This window comes from Acidovorax radicis N35, from assembly GCF_000204195.1.
Taxonomy (GTDB): domain Bacteria; phylum Pseudomonadota; class Gammaproteobacteria; order Burkholderiales; family Burkholderiaceae_C; genus Acidovorax; species Acidovorax radicis.
Window position 1 is genome coordinate 144,928 of sequence record NZ_AFBG01000021.1, and the last position, 18,284, is coordinate 163,211.

The window sequence follows — 18,284 nt, forward strand, 5'->3', positions numbered from 1 at the left end:
ATACCCATAAAGCGCTAACAGCTATCAAAACCATATCAGCCGATACCGAGCACTGCAGCAGCCTGCATCGGGTAGCAGCACCTAGGCAGACCTTGCAGCCCCTTCAGTTAAATTGCCCCGCATGCCCAACACCCCCGCCTCCTCCACATCCGCCGCCGCCTCGGCCTCCCTCATCGACTCCCCCCAAGCCGCCTGGCGCCTGCTGACCACGCTGGGCCTGGTCGTGCTGGGCAACAGCAGCATGTACGTGGTCTCCGTGGTGCTGCCCGCCGTGCAGGCCGAGTTCGGGGTGGGCCGTGCAGACGCATCGCTGCCCTACACGCTGATGATGGTGTGCCTGGGGCTGGGCGGGCTGTGGACGGGGCGGATGGCGGACCGGCATGGGCTGATGCCGGTGCTGTGCGTGGGGGCGGTGGCGGTGTGTGGCGGCTTTGTGTGGGCGGGGCTGTCCGGCAGCATCTGGATCTTTGGGCTGGCCCATGGGCTGATGGGGCTGATTGGCAGCTCGGCCACGTTTGCGCCGTTGATGGCCGACACGGCGCTGTGGTGGAACAAGCGGCGGGGCATTGCGGTGGCTATTTGCGCCAGCGGCAACTACATCGCCGGTGCGCTGTGGCCGCCCATCGTGCAGCACGGCATCGAGGCCATTGGCTGGCGCCAGACCTATGTGCTGATGGGGCTGGTGTGTGGCGCGGGCATGCTGCTGCTGGCGCTGCGCATGCGGCAGCGGGCGCCGATGGTGTTGATGGATGTGGCTGCGGCTGCGGCTGCGACGGCGGTGCCTGCATCGTCTGCGTCGTTACCTTCGGCAGTGGGCGCTGCGGCGGGTGCTGCCTCTTCTACAGCGACTGCGGCACCCGCTCCATTGGTTCCTTCCGCCGTAGACCGCAGCCGCCCGTTTGGCTTGCGCCCGGTGCACGCGCAATTGCTGCTGTGTGTGGCGGGCGTGGCGTGCTGCGTGGCCATGGCGATGCCGCAGGTGCACATCGTGGCCTATTGCACCGACCTGGGTTTTGGCGCGGCGCGGGGGGCTGAGATGCTGTCGCTGATGCTGGCGTGCGGCATTGTGAGCCGCCTGGTTTCGGGCGTGATCTGCGACCGCATTGGCGGTGTGCGCACGCTGCTGCTGGGTTCGGCGTTGCAGGGGGTGGGGCTGGCGCTGTTTCTGCCGTTTGACGGGCTGGTGCCGCTGTATGTGATCTCGGCGATGTTCGGGCTGTTTCAGGGCGGCATCGTGCCTGCCTACGCGATCATCATCCGCGAGTATTTCGCGCCGCAAGAGGCGGGCGCCCGGGTGGGCGCGGTGATCATGGCCACGCTGATCGGCATGGCGCTGGGGGGCTGGATGTCGGGCTGGATTTTTGACGTGACGGGCAGCTACCAGGCGGCGTTCATCAACGGCATGGGGTGGAATCTGCTGAACCTGTCGATCATGGGCTGGCTGTACTGGCGGGTGCGGCGCCAGGGTGCCGTGGTAGGGCGGGTGCAACCCAGTGCGGGGTGAGTGCGGCAAGCGCTGGCGGCTTGCTGATCATGCAGCGCCACCATGCCGCTGAAATTTGGCTCAAATGAGCCTCTAGCGCTTAATGGACAAGCGTTAGAAGCTATTTATTTGTGAGCAATTGAGCGCCACAGCATTCGCTCAACAGGCCCCGGCAGGTGCAACCCGATTTTTGGATCGGCCTGCACCTGCCGGGGCCCCACGGGAACGCAGTAGCAGCTGCGGTCCCTGAGCAGGTCGTCGTTGCCTTCGACCCCGTGTTCGGGCAGCTCAGCAAGGCGCTTCTCACCGGGCGCATGCCTTCATCCAGAAGGCATGCGCCCCGCGCTAGTAGCAACTACGTCGCCTTTGCTGTCAGCCTCTCCTCCCTGTTCCCGACCTTGTATGCATTTGTTACTTCAACTTCACTGTAGGGGGTGAGGGGGCACGGCGCAACCTGCGAAAGTTGGTAGGTACGGCTGGTTGTGTGGGGCGTGGATACGGCAAGAAGAAACAGCTAAAAATTGATCCGCCGCTTTGCTGTATTGCGCCAATAGCTCCCGTTTTGATAGCAAATGGCATTTACACGGCGCAAGCCCGCGCGCAATGCGCTGCGCGTTTCTTCGGGGTCTTTGTGCGGATTGGCTACACCACCGCCTGCAGATACCGCTTGGCAAGCTCTTTCTGCGCAGCGGCATCCACCCCCAGCACGTCCACCAGATACGGCTGCAGGCCGCCGAACTCGGTGTCTACCTTGTGCAGGGCGGCGTCCAGAAATTCTTCTTGCACGCGCCACAGCACGGCCAGCACTTCCTCGGGCGCGTGGCTGCCCATGCCTTCGGGGCGGCGGTAGAGGGTGTTGGTGAGCAGGTAGTCGTGCATGACCACGTCGCGCGGCACGCCGAGGGTGAGCAGGATGAGGGCGGCGGCAAAGCCGGTGCGGTCTTTGCCAGCGGTGCAGTGGAAGACGGTGGGGGTGTCGCTGGCCAGCAGCAGCTTGAACAGTTCGGCAAAGCGCGGGGCGTTGTCGTGCACAAAGCCCCGGTAGGTGTCTTGCATGAGCCCCACGGCGTCTTGCGCGGTGAGCTGGCGGCCGGTGCGCTGCAGCTCTAGCGCGCGCTGCACCACGGTGGGCTCGATGGCCAGCGGGTGGTAGCTGATGCCGGGCAGCGCGTAGGCATAGGCAGCGCTTTCGGCCTTGCCGCGAAAGTCCACCGCGCGGGCCACGCCCAGTTCGGCCAGCAGGGCCTGGTCCTCGGGGGTCAGGGCCGCCAGATGGTCAGAGCGAAAGATGCGCCGCCACTTCACGGGCCGCCCGCCCTGGCCGGTGTAGCCGCCCAGGTCCCGAAAGTTGGTGGCGCCTGCGAGGGGGAGAGATCGGGTAGGTGCTTGCTCTTGCTGCATGGTGCGTGGCACAGGTGTGCGGTGGATAGGGATGCTGAAGCAACAAGGATAGTCGGGTGGTGCGGCTGGCGCATGTCGCACGGGTGGCTGGTGCAATGCGTGGGGCGCGACCGTGTGCAGAATCCGGGCATGCAGCGTTTTGTGCCCGTGCCCTCTGATTTGCAGCCCTGGTTGATGGCGGGGGTGGTGGTCGATGCCCCTGCGGAGCTGGTGCAGTCGCAATTCCCGGCCATGGTGTCGAGCATGCTGGTGGTGCGGCTGGCGGGGCAGGTGTGTTGCCAAGGAGCGCTGGTGCCGCCAGCGGCCTGGATCAGCGCCAGCACCACGGCCACGGTGTACGAACACGGCGGGCCGGTGAAGGCCGTGGGGCTGGTGCTGCAGCCTGAAGCCGCGGCGGCACTGTTTGCCAGCGCGCGCGGGCTGGTGAACACACTGCGGCCGTTGGCGGAACTGGTGGGGCCTGGGTGGACCGAGGTGGAGCACGGCGTGCATGCGGCGCCGGATGATGGCGCGCGGATCGCGGTGCTGTGCCAGTTCGTCCGGCAGCTGGTCGCGCCGCCGTCACCGTGTGAAGCCCGGCGGCAACAGGCGCTGGCCTTGCTGCATGCGGCCAGCGACGATGCAACAGACGCGGACCAGCGTCTGGGCCTGAGCCAGCGGCAGTTTGAACGGCGCTTTGTGGCGCACTGGGGCATGGCGCCCAAGCAGTTTCAGGTGATTGCGCGGCTGAACAGCACGCTGGGCAACGCCCTCGCCGCGCCCGGCGGCCCGGTGGTGGACCTGGCCGCCGACCAGGGCTATTACGACCAGTCGCACATGGCGCGCGATGTGCGCAGGCTGGCGGGCCACCCGCTGCAGGCCCTGGTGCAAGGCACGCGCAGCCCGCTCACCGCGCACTGGCCCTTGCAGATCGGCGCGCAGGCCCTGCCGAATCAGCCTGCCCCACCCTTGGAGCCCACGCGCAAGCGCTGAGCCAGGTACAGCGGCATCACAAACGCGAGGCCAATGCCAAAGCAGGCGGCGATGTAAGCCCAGCGCCATGCGCCCAGGCTGCGGTCTACCGCCACCCAGGCCGAGAACGCCACGGCGGCCAGGTACACGTCGCAGGTGATGCCGGTGGTCAATGCATTGGCAAAGGCATCGCGCCAGAAAACGTCGGGCATCACGCTGCCACCCGCCAAAAAGTACACGGTGTTGAAGTACCAGGGAACGGCCAGGCCCAGGAGGGCCAGCAGAAGAAAAAAAGCGCGCAGGTGGGTGTGGTTTTGCATCGGTGCATGCGGCCCTCCAAAGAGAAAGAGAGAGGCCTTGGGTAGTGAATCAACGCACCGATTGAATCCGCGCAGCCCCTGGCGGGCTAGGAAAAAAACGACATGCCTCACACCGGCGGGCCAGCCGCTGCACGCCATCTTCATGAACTTACTGCGCGCGCGGCAGCGAGGTCACGGCGCCATCCACCGGCAGCTCCTGCGTGCCCTTGGGGCAGGGCTGGTCGGTGTAGGTGGTGCGGCCGTCCTTCACGCACTTGCGCGGCTGCGGGGCCACTGGCTCGGACGCGCCGCCACTCGCAGCGCGGGCTTGTGCGGCGGGCTGCTGCTTGCCGGGCGGCAAGGTGTCGGGGCCGGGGCGGGTGATCTTCTTCCAGGCCTGCTCGGTCCACGGCCCGGCGTGGGGCAGCCACTGGTCGGCCGTCCACCATGCGGCAGCCGCGGAGGCCAGCAGCAGTGCCGCCAGGATGGACCAGAGGGCTCGTTCGCGGGTGCTGCGCATGGGGTGGGCCTGGGGTGTGGTGGGTATGACCACCAAGCTTAAAACATCAGGGCGCCCACCGCTCACGTGGTATCACCGCTGCGTGCCCTTGGCCGCAGGGCGCCCATAGCGCGCCGTGAGCGTGGCCTTGTCCAGGCTGTTGGCGTTGATCATGTAGCCGGCCAGCGCAGCGGTGGCGTCGGCAGGCAAGTCCAGGCGCGGCACCTTGAGGGCATGCACGGTAAAGATGTAGCGGTGCGGCGCATCACCTTCGGGCGGGCAGGCGCCGCCCCAGGCGGCCACGCCGTAGTCGATGCGCACGTGGCTGGCACCTGCGGGCAGTTGCGCACCGCCCACCGCGCCCGCATCCGCGCGCAGCTCGGTGACGCCGGCGGGGATGTTCACCACCGACCAGTGCCACCAGCCCGAGCCCGTGGGCGCGTCGGGGTCGTACACGGTGACGGCAAAACTCTGTGTGCCCGCAGGCGCGCCGCTCCAGCGCAGGGCGGGCGACTGGTTGTCGCCCGCGCAGCCAAAACCTTTGAACTCGAAGCGCTGGGGCAGTGTGCCGCCCGCCGCAAAGTCGGGGCTGCTGAGGGTGAATGCCTGGGCGTGGGCAGCTGGGGCCAAGCCGATGGTGGCGAGTGCCGCGATGGCGGCGCCAACGCGAAGGGGGCGTGAAAGTGGGTGGGTCATCTGAAAAGCTCCTTGCAGTAGCGGTGTGAGACAAGGGCTTGATGGTGCTGCGCGCCGCGCCTTCGCATTGGCCCGGCAGCGTCAATGGCTGTGCGCTGCGCGTCAGCCGCAGGAATCAGGGCCGCAGCTGCGAGGGCGGAAAGCCAAAGCGTTCGCGGAAGGCCGCGCTGAAGCGGCTGTGCGACTCGTAGCCGCAGCGCGCAGCGATCTCGGACACCTGCAGCGCGGAGCTTTGCAGCAGCACCAGCGCCGTCTCCAGCCGCACGTCGCGCAGGCACTGGCTCACGGTTTCGCCCTCTTGCGCCAGGCGGCGCTGCAGGGTGCTGGCACTGGTGGCAAAGGCGCTGGCGATGCGCTCCACCGTCCAGTCCGCCTGCGGGCTGGGGCCCACAAGGCGGCGCACGCGTTCGGCCCAGCCCAGCTCACCGGGCGGGGCGAAGACGATGCCCGCCTCGGCCAGCATCAGCAGCACCTCCAGCGCGCGGTGTTCGCGCAGCGCCTGGGAGCTGGCATCGCTCTCCAGCGCGGCCACGGCACGCACGTAGCTGTCTTCAAACGCGCCGTCGGCCGCGAGGCCCGCGCAGCCTTGCACCGATGCAACGGCTGCGAACTGGCCGAACTGCCGGTGGAACTGCTCCACCAGCTCGGGCGCAAAACACAGCAGCCGCGCCACATAGCGGCCTTGGGGTGCCGGGTCGTTGACCACCTCCCACTGCGCGCCGCGCGGCAGCACGAACACCCGCCCGCTGGGGTAGCGGTGCCCACCGCCGGGCGTGACCAGGTGCTTGGTGCCCGAGACCACCCAGCCCACCGAATCCATGCGCACCGTGACGGTGTGGATGCGGTGGTGCACCGTGGTGGCGATCTGCAAGGACAGTGCGGGTTCGCCCATCATTCTTTCCCCTGCGGCTCTGGGTCCATCATCAATCGTTGGGGCTGGAAGGCTGGCTCCACGCAGGTACGGCAGGGTTCCATGGAGATGGCCTGTAAGGCAGCACACCCCACGTCAGCGGGTGCGCTCCCGCGATACGCCCACATCGATATCGCCAAACACGGTGACGCCGCTGGCACCCTGCGATGGCTGCGGGCTGGCGGGGTCGCTGGAGCGCGCAGCACCTGGCGTGCTGGTGCAACCGCCCAGCGCACCAACAACTGCGAGGGCCACCAGCGCGGAGCGCCAGAAGCCCCGCACAGGCGACGCGGCAGATTCATCAGCGTGTTGCGTCATCCTTCGCCACCCAGGTGGTTGCCCAGAATGCCCGCCAGCTCGAACATGCCCGCGCTGTCTTTGCCAAACACCGCACGCAGCTTGTCGTCGGCGACGATGGTGCGCTTGTCCTTGGGGTCTTGCAGGTTGTGGGCCTTGATGTATTCCCACATCTTCTTGACCGCCTCGGGACGGGCCACGGGCTCGGTGCCGATCACGGCGGCCAGGGCGGCGCTGGGGGCCTTGCCTGCGGCGGCCTTGCGCGGTGCCTTGGCGGCAGCGGTCTTGGTGGCCGGGGCTTTCTTGGCAGCGGCAGGTTTGGCGGCTTTTTTGGCCGCAGCGCTTGTCTTTCCTGCCTTGGCTGCTATTGCTTTTGCAGCAGCACCTGGGCGCGGCGGGAACTTGCTGGGCGCAAACTCGAAGTTGACCTTGCCCGCCTCCTTGTCCCACGCCAGGTGGGCCTTGAAGGCGCGGCGGGTGCGCATGCTCACGAACTTGTCGAGCAGGTCGGTCTTGCCGGTCTCCAGCAGCTTGTGCATCTGCTCGCGCTCCACAGGCTGCTGCAGGATGATCTTGCCGCTCTTGAAGGTGCAGCTGGGCGTGGGCTGCGCGGCAGTGGGCACAGCCTTGCTGCACACATAGTTGCTGCCGTGCTCGTGCACTTCCGATCCGCAGATGGGGCAGGGGCCGAGCGCGGCGTCTTCAAACTCCACCAGCTCGCCCGACTCCTCGCCCTTCTTGTCGTCGCCAAAGTCGAATTCGAGCTTGTAGTTGTGCGCCTCGTCGTCGTACTTGATGATGATTTCGGACGTGAAGGGCCAGCCCGCCTTGGAGCGGAAACCCTCCAGCGGGCCGATCTTCTTGTCGCGCAGGAGCGCGTTGGCCTCGGCCGTCTCGAAGGTGCGGCCCGCGGGCGACTTGCCAAAGCTGAAGCCGCAGCCTTCCGCACCGGGCTTGCCCACGCAGGCAAAGCGGCGGTAGTTTTCCTTCACCACGCCGCCACAGTTGGGGCACGGCGATTCGAGCGTGGCGTAGTCGCCGGGGATGGTGTCGCGGTCGTATTCCTTGGCCTTCTTGACCATGCGCTCGGTCATGGTGGCGATGCCGGCCATGAAGTCTTCGCGGCTGAGCAGGCCCTTTTCCATTTGCGAGAGCTTGAACTCCCATTCACCGGTCAGGTCGGCACGGCAGAGCTCTTCGACCTCCAGCCCGCGCAGCAGCGTCATCAGCTGGAAGGCCTTGGCCGTGGGGATGATCTCGCGGCCTTCGCGCAGCATGTACTTTTCGGTCAGCAAACCTTCGATGGTGGCCGCGCGCGTGGCAGGCGTGCCCAGGCCTTTTTCCTGCATGGCTTCGCGCAGCTCTTCGTCGTCGATCTGCTTGCCGGCGCTTTCCATGGCGCCGAGCAGCGTGGCTTCGGAATAACGCGCGGGCGGCTTGGTCTTGAGGCCCTTGGGGTCCACTTGCAGGGTGTTGACGCTTTCGCCAGGCTTCACCGGCACCAGGTTCTGGCCCTTGTCGCCGTCCTTGCCACCTTCCACCTCATCGGCGGCTTCCTTGCCGTAGATGGCCAGCCAACCGGGCTTGACCAGCACCTTGCCCTCGGTCTTGAAGCTGTGGGGGGCCACGGTAGAAATGCGGGTGGTCACGGTGTATTCCGCGCTCGGGAAAAACACGGCCATGAAGCGGCGCACGACCAGGTCGTACAGCTTCTGCTCGGCTTCACTCAGGCCGCTGGGCGCCTGCAGTGTGGGGATGATGGCAAAGTGATCGCTCACCTTGCTGTTGTCGAAGATGCGCTTGGACGGGCGCACGTAGTTGTTGTTCAGCGCTGTGAGCGCGTGCGGCGCCAGGTGCCGCATGCCGCTGTCGGCCAGCATCTCGAAGGTCTGCTTGGCCACCGGCAGGTAGTCCTCGGGCAGCGCGCGCGAGTCGGTACGTGGGTAGGTCAGGGCCTTGTGGCGCTCGTACAGGCTTTGCGCCAGCGCCAGCGTGGTCTTGGCCGAGAAGCCGAACTTGCCGTTGGCCTCGCGCTGCAGGCTGGTCAGATCGAACAGCAGGGGCGATGCCTGCGTGGTGGGCTTGCTCTCTTCGGTGACCGTGGCCTGCTTGCCGCGCACGGCGTCGGCGATGGCCGTGGCTTCTGCAGCCGACCACACGCGGTCCGCGCGGGCTTCGACGTCTTCGCTTTTCTTCCACTTGGGGTCGAACCACTTGGCGGGGTACTCGCCGGCTTCGGCGCCGAAGGTGGCATGGATTTCCCAGTAGTCGCGGCTGATGAACTTGCGGATCTTTTCTTCGCGTTCCACCACCAGCGACAGGGTGGGCGTCTGCACCCGGCCCACGGTGGTCAGGAAGAACCCGCCATCGCGCGAGTTGAACGCCGTCATGGCGCGGGTGCCGTTGATGCCCACCAGCCAGTCGGCCTCGCTGCGGCTGCGGGCGGCGTGGGCCAGGCCCGCCATCTGCTGCTCGGTGCGCAGTGCGTCAAAGCCGTCGCGGATGGCCTGGGGCGTCATGGACTGCAGCCACAGGCGCTTGACGGGCTTGCCCAGCGGCTTGGCGCCGCCGGCGTACTGCTCGATCAGGCGGAAGATCAGCTCACCCTCGCGGCCCGCGTCACAGGCGTTGATGAGTTGCGTCACGTCCTTGCGCTTGGCCTGCTTGACCACGGCGTTCAGGCGCGTCTTGGTCTTGTCCACAGGCTTGAGGTCAAAGTACGGCGGGATCACGGGCAGGTGGGCAAAGCTCCACTTGCCGCGCTTCACGTCAAACTCTTCGGGCGCCTGGATCTCCACCAGGTGGCCCACGGCGCTGGTGACTACATAGCGGTCGTTCTCGAAGTGTTCTTCGTGTTTCTCGAACTTGCCGGCCACGGGGGTCAGTGCGCGCACGATGTCTTGCGCGACGGAAGGTTTTTCTGCAATTACCAGGGTCTTGGTCATTTTGGGGCTCTCGCCAGTCATTCTGGTTGCCCGGGTTCCGGGCGCTTCTACAATTCGGGTCTCACGCGCATGCACACGCATACACGCGCACGCACACATGTGTGCACTATCAAGTTAACAGAGTTTTTGCCATGCCCCGCTCCGCATCGCCTGCCGCCCCCACCCTTGCACCGGGCCGCCGCATCCAGACCCGGCGCTCGGGCGTCCATGGCAAGGGCGTGTTTGCCGTGCAGGATATTGCAGAGGGCGAAGTCCTTGTGGAGTACACGGGCGAAGTGATTGGCTGGCAGGAAGCGCAGGACCGGCACCCCCACGACCCCCAGCAACCCAACCACACGTTTTACTTTCACGTGGATGAAGACCACGTGATCGACGCAAAGTTCGGCGGCAACTCCTCGCGCTGGATCAACCACAGCTGCAACCCCAATTGCTACGCCGACGAACGGGACGGCCGCATTTTCATCACTGCGCTGCGCAATATCCAGGCAGGCGAAGAGTTGAACTACGACTATGGCCTGATCATTGAAGAGCGCTACACACCCAAGCTCAAGGCCGAATACCCCTGCTGGTGTGGCAGCACCAACTGCCGGGGCACGCTGCTGGCGCCCAAACGCGGCTGGGCACCGCCCGTGCCGTTGCCGCCGTCCAAGCCATCTGCCTCCAAAAGCAGCAAGACGCCCCAAAAGGCCCAGCCACGGGGCCGCAGCCAGTGACCACATCCCCGATCCGCTGGCCCGCCGAGGCCATCTGGGAAGCAGTGTCACCGCTGTTACCGGGTTTTACCGTCGAAGTGCTGCCCAGCATCGACTCGACCAACACCGAACTCATGCGCCGCGCGCGCACCGGCCAGTGCGAGCCCACGCTGCTGGTGGCCGAGCAGCAGACCGCCGGGCGCGGGCGGCTGGGGCGCGTGTGGCAAAGCGATGCCGGTGCGTCGTTGATGATGTCGCTGGGCCTGCCGCTGGCGCCCCAGGACTGGTCCGGCCTGTCGCTGGCCGTGGGGGTGAGCGTGGCCGAAAGCCTGCAGCCCGTGCTGCCTCCACTCGGCCCAGGCCAGCCAGCGCGCGTGGGCCTCAAGTGGCCCAACGACCTGTGGCTGGGCGGCGCAGCGGGTGACCGCAAGCTGGGCGGCATTCTGGTGGAGACCGCCAGTTTTGTCGCGCCACAAGATGCACAGGCAGTGCCACAGGGCACCAGCGCCGGCACTGCACGTTATGTGGTGGTGGGCATCGGCATCAACGTGCTGCCACGCAGCGCCGAAGGCATGAGCATGCCCCCCGGTTGCCTGCAGGACGTGGAACCCGGGCTGGACGCCCCCAACGCCTTGCTGCGCATCGTGCCACCGCTGGTGGCCATGCTGCGCTCGTTCGAAGGCTACGGGTTTGGCCCCATGCAACCCCGTTTTGCAGCCCGCGACGTGCTGCAGGGCCGCGCCGTGACGCTGAGCGATGGCCACACCGGCACCGCGCACGGCGTGGGCGACGATGGTGCGCTGCTGGTGCACACGGCCGGAGGCATGCAGGCCATCACGAGTTCCGAAATCAGTGTCCGGCCGACTACGGTGCCTCCGGTGTGACAAAGTTTCCCTTGAAAGGCCACGCTCCATGCTCCGTCTTGCCGTGATCGCACTGCTGCTGGCCAACGCGGGCTACTACGCGTGGTCGCAGGGGCTGCTCAAGGACTGGGGGTTTGCCCCCGAGGAACAGGCCGAGCCGCAGCGAATGAACCACCAGATCCGGCCTGAAACGCTGCAGATCCTGCGGGTGAACCCCAGCAAGACCTCTTCCTCTTCTTCGTTCTCCCCCCCTCCCGGCACGGCCACCGCTTCGGCCGACGGCGCGTCTTCCGCAGCATCCCCCCCTCCCCCTGCCGATACCGCCGAATGCCTGCAGGCGGGCGTGTTTGACGAGCGCCAGGCCGACGCCCTGCGCACCGCCGCCGCCAACCTGCCGCCAGGCAGCTGGCTGCTGGAGCCCACGCCTGTCCCGGGCCGCTGGATGGTCTACATGGGCCGCTTTGAAGACGTGGAAACACTGGACAGGAAACGCGCCGAGCTGCGTGCCCGCAAGGTGGACCACGACCGTGCGGGCGGAACACTCGAATTCGGCCTCTCGCTGGGCCGCTTTGCCACCAAAGATGCGGCCGAGCGCGAACTGGCCAACCTGGGCAACAAGGGCGTGCGCACAGCCCGCGTGATCCAGGAGCGGCCGGACACGGCCGGCTTCACGCTGCGCCTGCCTGCAGTGACCGACGCACTGCGCCCGCAGTTCGATGCCCTGCGCACCGCCATGGCGGGCAAGACGCTGCGCAACTGCGCGTAGCCGCAGTGCGGCACAGGGCTCAGCAGCCGGATGGCAGCCACCGCGCCCGTCCCCCTTCCTTTCCCCCACTGATTTCTCCATGACTGAAGAAAACCCGCCTGTCCACTGCGATACCCACGGCGAGGCGGTGGCAACCTACGTGTGTGGGCATCTGTGCAGGAATTCAGCGCAAAGGTGGTTTTGCGATATGCCGTCGACCGATTGCCGGTACCCGGATGCCTGGTGCGCCAGCTGCCATGCCGAACTCCTGAAAGAAGGCGAGTGGAATGAGCGCAACGAGGCCTGCCTGGACCTCCAGATCATTTGCCACCACTGCTACCAGGCTTCCATGGCTGCCAGCGTCGATGCCCTGGACGGCCCCGTGAAGAAGGCCTGGATCGACACCGTGGCAACCGCCCACCAGGCACTGTACGAAAAGCAGCGGGTGCTGGAGTCGGACTACGGCATCTCTCGCTTCTCGCGGTGGGACTATGACCAGCCCACAGGAACGCTGACCTTCTCCGACAACGGCGTGGCGCGTGTGGTCGCAGACATCGAGTTCATCGGCTCCGTCTCTGAAACCACCCACACCTGGCTGTGGGCCTGGGCCAATTTCCACAACCAAGCCAAAGTGATCTCCCGCATTCCGGACGTGTGGGAATTTGGTGAAGACAAAGGTTTTCGGCACCTGACCGTGCCCCTGTGGAAAGGCGACGCCACGGATGGCTGGGAAGTATCGGGCGTGGCCGCCGACGTGCTGGGGGCGCAAGGGGTGTACCGAGCGCCCACGGCCCACGGTTTTCTCTACATGGCACTGATGTCCGTGCAAACGGTGGGCTGACGGGCCCCCGCTGCCGACGCGTGCTGCACGCCAGACACGCAACACGGCCACCCGGTGGTCACACCGCGATGGCCCGCGTCTCCCCGTGCCGCATGAGCCATACGCGCTCCGCCGCAATGCCACGCTGCGCCAGTGCGGCCGCCAGGTCGCGCGGCGGGTGGTCAAACGCCTCCTGCGTCAGCATGAACGTGCCCCAGTGCACGCCCATGGACTGCTTGGCCTCCACATCCAGCATCAACTGCACGGCGTCTTCGGGGTTCACGTGCATGGGCTTCATGAAGTCGCGCGGCAGGTAGGCGCCGATGGGCAGGGCCAGGAAATCGACTGCGCCAAGGCGCTGGCGGATGGCCTTGAAATCATCGCTGTAGCCCGTGTCGCCCGGGAACAGAAAACGCCAGGGGCCTGCCGCCTCCGGGCGCGCCCATTCAAGCAGGTAGCCGCCCCACAGCGAGGCATTGGTGTCCCACGGGGTGCGGCGGCTCCAGTGCTGGGCGGGGGTGAAGTGCACCCGCACACCGGGGGCGATGTCGGTGTGTTCCCACCAGTTCAGCTCGGTCACGGGGCCCATGCCGCGTTGGGTAAACCAGTGGCCCAACCCTTGCGGCACCACAAAACGCGGTGACTGGCCTGCGTCCCGCAAGCGGCGCAAGGTGCCGTAGCAGAGGTGGTCGTAGTGGTTGTGCGAGATCAGCACCACATCGATGGGCGGCAGCTGCTCGGGCGCCAGGGGTGCAGGCACGCGGCGCGGCGCGCCAAAGCGGCCCAGTGGTCCGGCAAAGCCGCACAGCGTCGGGTCCATGAGCACGTTCAAGCCGGCCACCTGCAGGAGGATGGACACATGGCCCAGCCAGGTGACCACCGGCGCCTGTTGGCGTTGCGCCAGGCGCGCGTGGTCCACGGGCACGCTCCACTGCTGGGCGAAGGCCGCATAGCCCCCTGTGGGCTCCGAGCGGGGTTTGAAGTCACCGCGCAGCGAGCGCCAGACCATTTCGTACCAGGGGAAATTGCCAATGACGACGCCGGGGCGGGTGTTGGCAAAACGGCGGGGTGGTGGGGACATGGTGGGGCATCAGGCTGGTGGAATGCAAATGATGCCGCAGACACCGGCACGCCGCCGCCCGATGGCTCCCGTCAGCTGCCCGCCACCACATCCCGCGCCGCAAAACGCACGCTGAAGCATGCGCCGGGCGGATGGTGGCCGGGGCGCGCGTCTTCGAGCGTGACCTCGGCGCCGTGCTTGCGCGCGATCTCCAGCACGATGGGCAGGCCCAGGCCGGAGCCGTCGGCCTCGCTGCCCAGCGCCCGGTAGAACGGCTGAAAGACCAGCTCGCGCTCGGCCTCGGGCACGCCGGGGCCGGAGTCTTCGACCTGCAGCAGCAGCACATGGCCAAAGGTGTCGGCCAGCACGCGGGCAGTGACTACGCCGGGTTTGTCGGGCGTGGAGGGCGTGTAGTTGATGGCGTTGTCCACCAGGTTGCGCACCAGTTCCTTGAGCAGCGTGGGGTTGCCGTCGATCAGCACACCGGGCGAGCCGGGCTCGGCACCGTCGTAGCCCAGGTCGATCTTTTTGTCGAGCGCGCGGGGCACCGAGTCGCGCACGACCTCGATGACCAGGCGGGCGAGGTCACACGGCTGGCGCGCAAAACCCACGCCGCTGCCCTCGGCCCGCGCCAGCGCCAGCAGCTGGTTGACGGTGTGCGTGGCGCGGATGCTGGAGCGGCCGATCTGCTGCAGCGAGCGTTTGAGTTCTTCGGTGCTGGTGCCTTCGCGCTGGGCCAGGTCGGCCTGCATGCGCAGGCCCGCCAGCGGTGTCTTGAGCTGGTGGGCGGCGTCGGCCAGAAAGCGCTTTTGCGTGGCCAGCGAATCGTTCAGGCGCGTGAGCAGGTCGTTGACGGACGACACCAGCGGCGCCACTTCCAGCGGCACCGTGCGGTCGTCCAAGGGCGAGAGGTCGTCGGGGTTGCGCGCGCGGATGCGCTGCTCGAGCTGGTTGAGCGGCTGGATGCCCCGCGCCAGCGCCAGCCACACCAGCAGCACCGCCAGCGGCAGGATGACGAACTGCGGCAGCATCACGCCCTTGATGATTTCGGTGGCCAGCACGCTGCGCTTTTCGCGCGTCTCGGCCACCTGCACCAGGGCCACGGGCGTGTCGGGCAACGGCAGCCGCACCCAGATGTAGGCCACCCGGATGTCGATGCCACGCATCTCACCGTCGCGCAGGCGCACCTCGCCGGACATGGGCACCTCGTCGGCCGGCGGCTCGGGCAGCTCGCGTTCGCCCGAGAGGAACTCGCCGCCCGGGCCCACCACCTGGTAGTAGACGATGTCGGACTCATCGGCCCGCAGGATCTCGCTGGCGGGCTGGGGCAGGTTGAACTGCACCTTGCCGCCTGCCACGCTCACCAGCTGGGCCAGGGCGTGGGCGTTGTATTCGAGCGCGCGGTCGAACGGCTTGTTGGCCAGGCCCTGGGCCACGAGCCAGGTCAGCGCCAGGCTGACGGGCCACAGCAGCAGCAGCGGCGTGAGCATCCAGTCGAGGATTTCGCCAAACAGGGAGCGCTGCTCTCGCTGGAAGATTTTCAAGGTTTTAAGCCTTTTTGGCCTCTAGCGCTTATCCAGTAAGCGTTAGTAGCTAACATTTTTATATCATCGGTCCACATGGTGCACTGGCTCGCAGCGGACAAAACTGGCGCCGCTCCAAGCCAGTGCACCCGTGGAACTGGCTCCGCCAGCCCACCGGGTGCGTCCCCCTTGGGGGAAGGCGCGAAGCGACTCAGGGGGGCCTCCTAGCTCGCAATCTTTTCAAGGCAGTAGCCCAGGCCGCGCACCGTGGCGATGCGGATGGGCCCGCCCTCGATCTTCTTGCGCAGGCGGTGGATGTAGACCTCGATGGCGTTGTTGCTGACCTCTTCGCCCCACTCGCACAGGCGCTCCACCAGCTGTTCCTTGCTCACCAGGCGGCCGGCGCGCTGCAGCAGCACTTCGAGCAAACCCAGCTCGCGCGCCGACAGCTCGATCATCTTGCCGTCGATGGTGGCCACGCGGCCGGCCTGGTCGTACACCAGCGGACCGTGTTTGATGGCGCTGCTGGTGCCGCCCATGCCCCGGCGCGTGAGGGCCCGCACGCGCGCCTCCAGCTCTTGCAGCGAAAAAGGCTTGGCCATGTAGTCGTCGGCCCCGAAGTCCAGGCCCTTCACACGTTCTTCCACGCTGTCGGCGGCAGTGAGGATGAGCACGGGCAGCGCCGAGCCCCGGCCACGCAGCTTTTTCAGCACCTCCAGCCCGTGCATCTTGGGCAGGCCCAGATCCAGGATGAGCAGGTCGAACTCGTTGTTGGTCATGAGGGCCGCATCGGCCTCGGTGCCGCTGGCCACGTGGTCCACCACGGCGCCCGAGGCGCGCAGGGTGCGCAGCAGTCCATCGGCCAGCACCTGGTCGTCTTCGGCAATGAGGATGCGCATGCGGGTGTCTCCTTGGGCGGTACGCCCCAGGGGGGCGGGCCTGTTGTCTGGCTATGCGACGATTTTAGGCGCGTGCTACCCGGTCTGGTCTTTGGTTTCGCGCAAGCTGGGGCAGAGACAATCGCCGCCATGCACATCCTGCTCATCGAAGACGATCTGGACCTGGGACAAGCGCTGCTGCAGGCCCTGCAGCTGGACGGGTTCACCGTGCAATGGCTGCGCAGCGCGGCCGCCACGCCGCCCGTGCCCGACGCCAATGAGGTCGCCGCCGTGCTGCTGGACCTGACCCTGCCCGACGGCCAGGGCATGGCACTGCTGCGCCGTTGGCGGCGCGCGGGCATTGCGGTGCCCGTGATCGTCATCACCGCCCGCACGGCGCTGCAGGACCGGCTGGACGGCCTGGACGGCGGCGCGGACGACTATGTCCTCAAGCCCTTTCACGTGCCCGAGCTGCTGTCGCGCCTGCATGCGGTGCTGCGGCGCAGCGCCCGCCAGGCCTGCGAGGAATGGACGCTGGGCACACTGCGGATTGCGCCCCGGCGGCATGAGGCCTGGCAGGGCGACGCCCCGCTGGCCCTGTCGCCGCGTGAGTTCCGCCTGTTGGTAGAGCTGGCCCGCGAGCCCGGAACCGTGGTCGCCAAGAACGTGCTTGCCCAGCGGCTCGAACCGCTGGGCGACGCGCTGGACGCCGCCACGCTGGAGGTGCATGTCTCCAACCTGCGCAAGAAGATCGGTGCCCAACGTGTGGTCACGGTGCGCGGCGTGGGCTACCGGCTGCAGCCATGAGGTGGCTTGCCCGGGCACACGGCGCTGGGAACGGCTGGTGGGGCCCCAGCCTCATGCGGCGCACCCTGCTGGCGCTGCTTGCAGCCATGGGGCTGGTGTGGCTGGTCCTGCTGGCGCAGATGGCCTACACCCACTACGAAACCATGGGCACCAACCCGGGCGTGCGCCAGCTGGCGCAGGGGCTGGCGCGGCCACTGGCCTCCATGCCCGACCCGGTGGAAGCCCGCGCGCTGGTGCATGGCATGGCGCAAACATTCAACGCCATGCGCCTGGATGTGGAGCTGCTGCAGGGTGAAAAGGTCCTGCTGCAGTTGCAGGACACACGCGGGCAGCTGTTTCACAGCAGCGCCGCCGACCTTCCCGCCGTGGCCCTGGCCGGCCCGTCCGGCCACGCCAAGGTGGTGATTGCGGGGCGCCCGCACTGGGCCGCGTGGGAAACCTCGGGCGCGTGGCGCGTGCTGGTGGCCGAGCCCCTGTTGTCCGACGCGCGGCTGCTCAGCTTCATGGGCGAGGACCTCGCGGCTTCGGTGCTGCTGGCGCTGCCCCTGGTGGGCCTGCCGCTGTGGCTGGCCGTGCGCACGGGCCTGCGCCCCCTGGCGCGGCTGGGCGCCCAGATCGCGGCGCGCTCTGCCCACGACCTGCGCCCCCTGCAGGACCTGCCGCCCGAACGCGAACTGCGCGGGCTGGCCCAGGCATTCGACCATTTGCTCACCCGCCTGCGCGCCCATCTGGCGCGCGAGAAGGCGCTGGTGCACGACGCGGCCCACGAGCTGCGCACGCCCATGGCGGTCATCGCCACCCAGGCCCACGTACTCCTCCAGGCCCCTGAAGGCCCAGCGCGGGCGCGGGCGTCCGAGGCGCTGATGCACGCGGTTGAGCGCGCGGCCCACCTGAGCGAGCAATTGCTCACGCTGGCCGCGCTGGAGGAAGCCCCGCCCCCCAGCGCCGAACGGCAGGACCTGATGGCCTTGTTGCAGGACTGCCTGGCGCAGCGCATGCGCTGGGCGGACGAGATGGGCGTGGAGCTGTCGCTCGAAGGGCCTGACGCCTGGGTGCTGGCCTTTGACCGCCAGCTGCTGTGGTCGGCGCTGGGCAATGTGCTGGACAACGCCCTCAAGCATGGCTGCGGACCGGGCGCCGGGCACGAGGTGCAGCTGCGCGTGGGCCAGGAGGGAGGCGAGGTGGTGGTCTGGATTGCCGATGACGGCCCAGGCATCGAGGCCGGCGAGCAGACACGGGTCTTCGAGCGGTTCTGGCGTTCGCCACGCGCGCGCAGCAGCGGCTCCGGCCTGGGGCTCACCATCGCGCAGCAGGCCATGGGACACCTGGGCGGGCGGGTCACTGTCGGCGTGGGCCTGCAGGGCCGGGGCGTGGGCTTCACGCTGCGCTGGCCAGCTGAGACCTTTGGGTAGGCC

General features: G+C 67.5%; 18 protein-coding genes. 8 read left to right on the forward strand and 10 right to left on the reverse strand.

Annotated features, from left to right (window positions below; all coding sequences use genetic code 11):
• Positions 1–121 precede the first annotated feature (121 nt).
• Positions 122–1,504: an MFS transporter gene (locus tag ARADN35_RS0117715; protein ID WP_010464469.1), complete on the forward strand. Its 1,383-nt coding sequence runs from the start codon at positions 122–124 to the stop codon at positions 1,502–1,504.
• A gap of 621 nt (positions 1,505–2,125) precedes the next feature.
• Here ARADN35_RS0117715 and ARADN35_RS0117720 read toward each other — a convergent pair.
• Positions 2,126–2,884, reverse strand: a complete 759-nt coding sequence (locus ARADN35_RS0117720; protein WP_010464470.1) for a tyrosine-protein phosphatase — start codon at positions 2,882–2,884, stop codon at positions 2,126–2,128.
• Between the two features lie 72 nt (positions 2,885–2,956).
• Here ARADN35_RS0117720 and ARADN35_RS0117725 point away from each other — a divergent pair, with 72 nt between their 5' ends.
• Positions 2,957–3,856, forward strand: coding sequence for an AraC family transcriptional regulator (locus ARADN35_RS0117725; RefSeq protein WP_010464471.1), 900 nt, complete (start codon positions 2,957–2,959; stop codon positions 3,854–3,856).
• On the opposite strand, the gene ARADN35_RS0117730 is transcribed toward ARADN35_RS0117725, so the two are convergent.
• From ARADN35_RS0117730 to ARADN35_RS0117755, 6 genes are all read right to left on the reverse strand, one after another.
• The gene (locus ARADN35_RS0117730) at positions 3,817–4,155 is read right to left on the reverse strand and encodes a DUF2834 domain-containing protein (protein ID WP_010464472.1); all 339 of its coding nucleotides are present in this window, start codon (positions 4,153–4,155) and stop codon (positions 3,817–3,819) included. The genes ARADN35_RS0117725 and ARADN35_RS0117730 overlap by 40 nt on opposite strands.
• Positions 4,156–4,303: 148 nt before the next feature.
• On the reverse strand, positions 4,304–4,654 hold the full coding sequence (locus ARADN35_RS0117735; protein ID WP_010464474.1) for a DUF4124 domain-containing protein: 351 nt from the start codon (positions 4,652–4,654) through the stop codon (positions 4,304–4,306).
• Between the two features lie 72 nt (positions 4,655–4,726).
• Positions 4,727–5,329, reverse strand: a complete 603-nt coding sequence (locus tag ARADN35_RS0117740; protein ID WP_010464475.1) for a YbhB/YbcL family Raf kinase inhibitor-like protein — start codon at positions 5,327–5,329, stop codon at positions 4,727–4,729.
• A gap of 115 nt (positions 5,330–5,444) precedes the next feature.
• Complete coding sequence (locus tag ARADN35_RS0117745; RefSeq protein ID WP_208856826.1) at positions 5,445–6,221, reverse strand: helix-turn-helix transcriptional regulator; 777 nt, start codon at positions 6,219–6,221, stop codon at positions 5,445–5,447.
• A 114-nt stretch (positions 6,222–6,335) separates the two neighbouring features.
• A complete protein-coding gene (locus ARADN35_RS0117750; protein ID WP_010464479.1) occupies positions 6,336–6,557 on the reverse strand; it encodes a hypothetical protein in 222 nt (73 codons plus the stop codon).
• Positions 6,554–9,481 carry a DNA topoisomerase III gene (locus tag ARADN35_RS0117755; RefSeq protein ID WP_010464480.1) on the reverse strand — a complete coding sequence of 976 codons (2,928 nt, stop codon included), beginning with the start codon at positions 9,479–9,481 and terminating at the stop codon, positions 6,554–6,556. Before ARADN35_RS0117755 ends, ARADN35_RS0117750 begins: the two co-directional genes overlap by 4 nt.
• 131 nt (positions 9,482–9,612) lie before the next feature.
• Here ARADN35_RS0117755 and ARADN35_RS0117760 point away from each other — a divergent pair, with 131 nt between their 5' ends.
• From ARADN35_RS0117760 to ARADN35_RS26550, 4 genes are all read left to right on the forward strand, one after another.
• The gene (locus ARADN35_RS0117760) at positions 9,613–10,194 is read left to right on the forward strand and encodes an SET domain-containing protein (protein WP_010464481.1); all 582 of its coding nucleotides are present in this window, start codon (positions 9,613–9,615) and stop codon (positions 10,192–10,194) included.
• Positions 10,191–11,057: a biotin--[acetyl-CoA-carboxylase] ligase gene (locus ARADN35_RS0117765; RefSeq protein WP_010464482.1), complete on the forward strand. Its 867-nt coding sequence runs from the start codon at positions 10,191–10,193 to the stop codon at positions 11,055–11,057. Before ARADN35_RS0117760 ends, ARADN35_RS0117765 begins: the two co-directional genes overlap by 4 nt.
• A 28-nt stretch (positions 11,058–11,085) precedes the next feature.
• Positions 11,086–11,802: an SPOR domain-containing protein gene (locus ARADN35_RS0117770; RefSeq protein WP_010464484.1), complete on the forward strand. Its 717-nt coding sequence runs from the start codon at positions 11,086–11,088 to the stop codon at positions 11,800–11,802.
• Positions 11,803–11,989: 187 nt separating this feature from the next.
• The gene (locus ARADN35_RS26550; RefSeq protein ID WP_010464486.1) at positions 11,990–12,622 is read left to right on the forward strand and encodes a DUF6882 domain-containing protein; all 633 of its coding nucleotides are present in this window, start codon (positions 11,990–11,992) and stop codon (positions 12,620–12,622) included.
• Positions 12,623–12,680: 58 nt separating this feature from the next.
• On the opposite strand, the gene ARADN35_RS0117780 is transcribed toward ARADN35_RS26550, so the two are convergent.
• From ARADN35_RS0117780 to ARADN35_RS0117790, 3 genes are all read right to left on the reverse strand, one after another.
• Positions 12,681–13,682 (reverse strand): MBL fold metallo-hydrolase, encoded by a 1,002-nt coding sequence (locus ARADN35_RS0117780; protein WP_010464488.1) that lies wholly within the window; start codon positions 13,680–13,682, stop codon positions 12,681–12,683.
• 71 nt (positions 13,683–13,753) lie between these two features.
• Positions 13,754–15,205, reverse strand: coding sequence for a sensor histidine kinase (locus ARADN35_RS0117785; protein WP_010464489.1), 1,452 nt, complete (start codon positions 15,203–15,205; stop codon positions 13,754–13,756).
• A gap of 203 nt (positions 15,206–15,408) precedes the next feature.
• Positions 15,409–16,083 carry a response regulator gene (locus ARADN35_RS0117790; RefSeq protein ID WP_010464491.1) on the reverse strand — a complete coding sequence of 225 codons (675 nt, stop codon included), beginning with the start codon at positions 16,081–16,083 and terminating at the stop codon, positions 15,409–15,411.
• 129 nt (positions 16,084–16,212) lie between these two features.
• Between ARADN35_RS0117790 and ARADN35_RS0117795 the strand changes: the two genes are divergently transcribed.
• Both ARADN35_RS0117795 and ARADN35_RS0117800 read left to right on the forward strand, forming a co-directional pair.
• Entirely contained in the window at positions 16,213–16,869 is a 657-nt protein-coding gene (locus ARADN35_RS0117795; protein ID WP_010464493.1) for a response regulator, read from the forward strand.
• Positions 16,866–18,281, forward strand: coding sequence for a sensor histidine kinase (locus tag ARADN35_RS0117800; RefSeq protein ID WP_100199451.1), 1,416 nt, complete (start codon positions 16,866–16,868; stop codon positions 18,279–18,281). Before ARADN35_RS0117795 ends, ARADN35_RS0117800 begins: the two co-directional genes overlap by 4 nt.
• Positions 18,282–18,284: the final 3 nt, after the last annotated feature.

Bases quoted from the DNA above. Each gene is read 5' to 3' on its own strand.
- ARADN35_RS0117715 (WP_010464469.1), top strand. From the start codon at position 122: ATGCCCAACACCCCCGCCTCCTCCACATCCGCCGCCGCCTCGGCCTCC.
- ARADN35_RS0117720 (WP_010464470.1), bottom strand. From the start codon at position 2,884: ATGCAGCAAGAGCAAGCACCTACCCGATCTCTCCCCCTCGCAGGCGCC.
- ARADN35_RS0117725 (WP_010464471.1), top strand. From the start codon at position 2,957: ATGTCGCACGGGTGGCTGGTGCAATGCGTGGGGCGCGACCGTGTGCAG.
- ARADN35_RS0117730 (WP_010464472.1), bottom strand. From the start codon at position 4,155: ATGCAAAACCACACCCACCTGCGCGCTTTTTTTCTTCTGCTGGCCCTC.
- ARADN35_RS0117735 (WP_010464474.1), bottom strand. From the start codon at position 4,654: ATGCGCAGCACCCGCGAACGAGCCCTCTGGTCCATCCTGGCGGCACTG.
- ARADN35_RS0117740 (WP_010464475.1), bottom strand. From the start codon at position 5,329: ATGACCCACCCACTTTCACGCCCCCTTCGCGTTGGCGCCGCCATCGCG.
- ARADN35_RS0117745 (WP_208856826.1), bottom strand. From the start codon at position 6,221: ATGGGCGAACCCGCACTGTCCTTGCAGATCGCCACCACGGTGCACCAC.
- ARADN35_RS0117750 (WP_010464479.1), bottom strand. From the start codon at position 6,557: ATGACGCAACACGCTGATGAATCTGCCGCGTCGCCTGTGCGGGGCTTC.
- ARADN35_RS0117755 (WP_010464480.1), bottom strand. From the start codon at position 9,481: ATGACCAAGACCCTGGTAATTGCAGAAAAACCTTCCGTCGCGCAAGAC.
- ARADN35_RS0117760 (WP_010464481.1), top strand. From the start codon at position 9,613: ATGCCCCGCTCCGCATCGCCTGCCGCCCCCACCCTTGCACCGGGCCGC.
- ARADN35_RS0117770 (WP_010464484.1), top strand. From the start codon at position 11,086: ATGCTCCGTCTTGCCGTGATCGCACTGCTGCTGGCCAACGCGGGCTAC.
- ARADN35_RS26550 (WP_010464486.1), top strand. From the start codon at position 11,990: ATGCCGTCGACCGATTGCCGGTACCCGGATGCCTGGTGCGCCAGCTGC.
- ARADN35_RS0117780 (WP_010464488.1), bottom strand. From the start codon at position 13,682: ATGTCCCCACCACCCCGCCGTTTTGCCAACACCCGCCCCGGCGTCGTC.
- ARADN35_RS0117790 (WP_010464491.1), bottom strand. From the start codon at position 16,083: ATGCGCATCCTCATTGCCGAAGACGACCAGGTGCTGGCCGATGGACTG.
- ARADN35_RS0117795 (WP_010464493.1), top strand. From the start codon at position 16,213: ATGCACATCCTGCTCATCGAAGACGATCTGGACCTGGGACAAGCGCTG.
- ARADN35_RS0117800 (WP_100199451.1), top strand. From the start codon at position 16,866: ATGAGGTGGCTTGCCCGGGCACACGGCGCTGGGAACGGCTGGTGGGGC.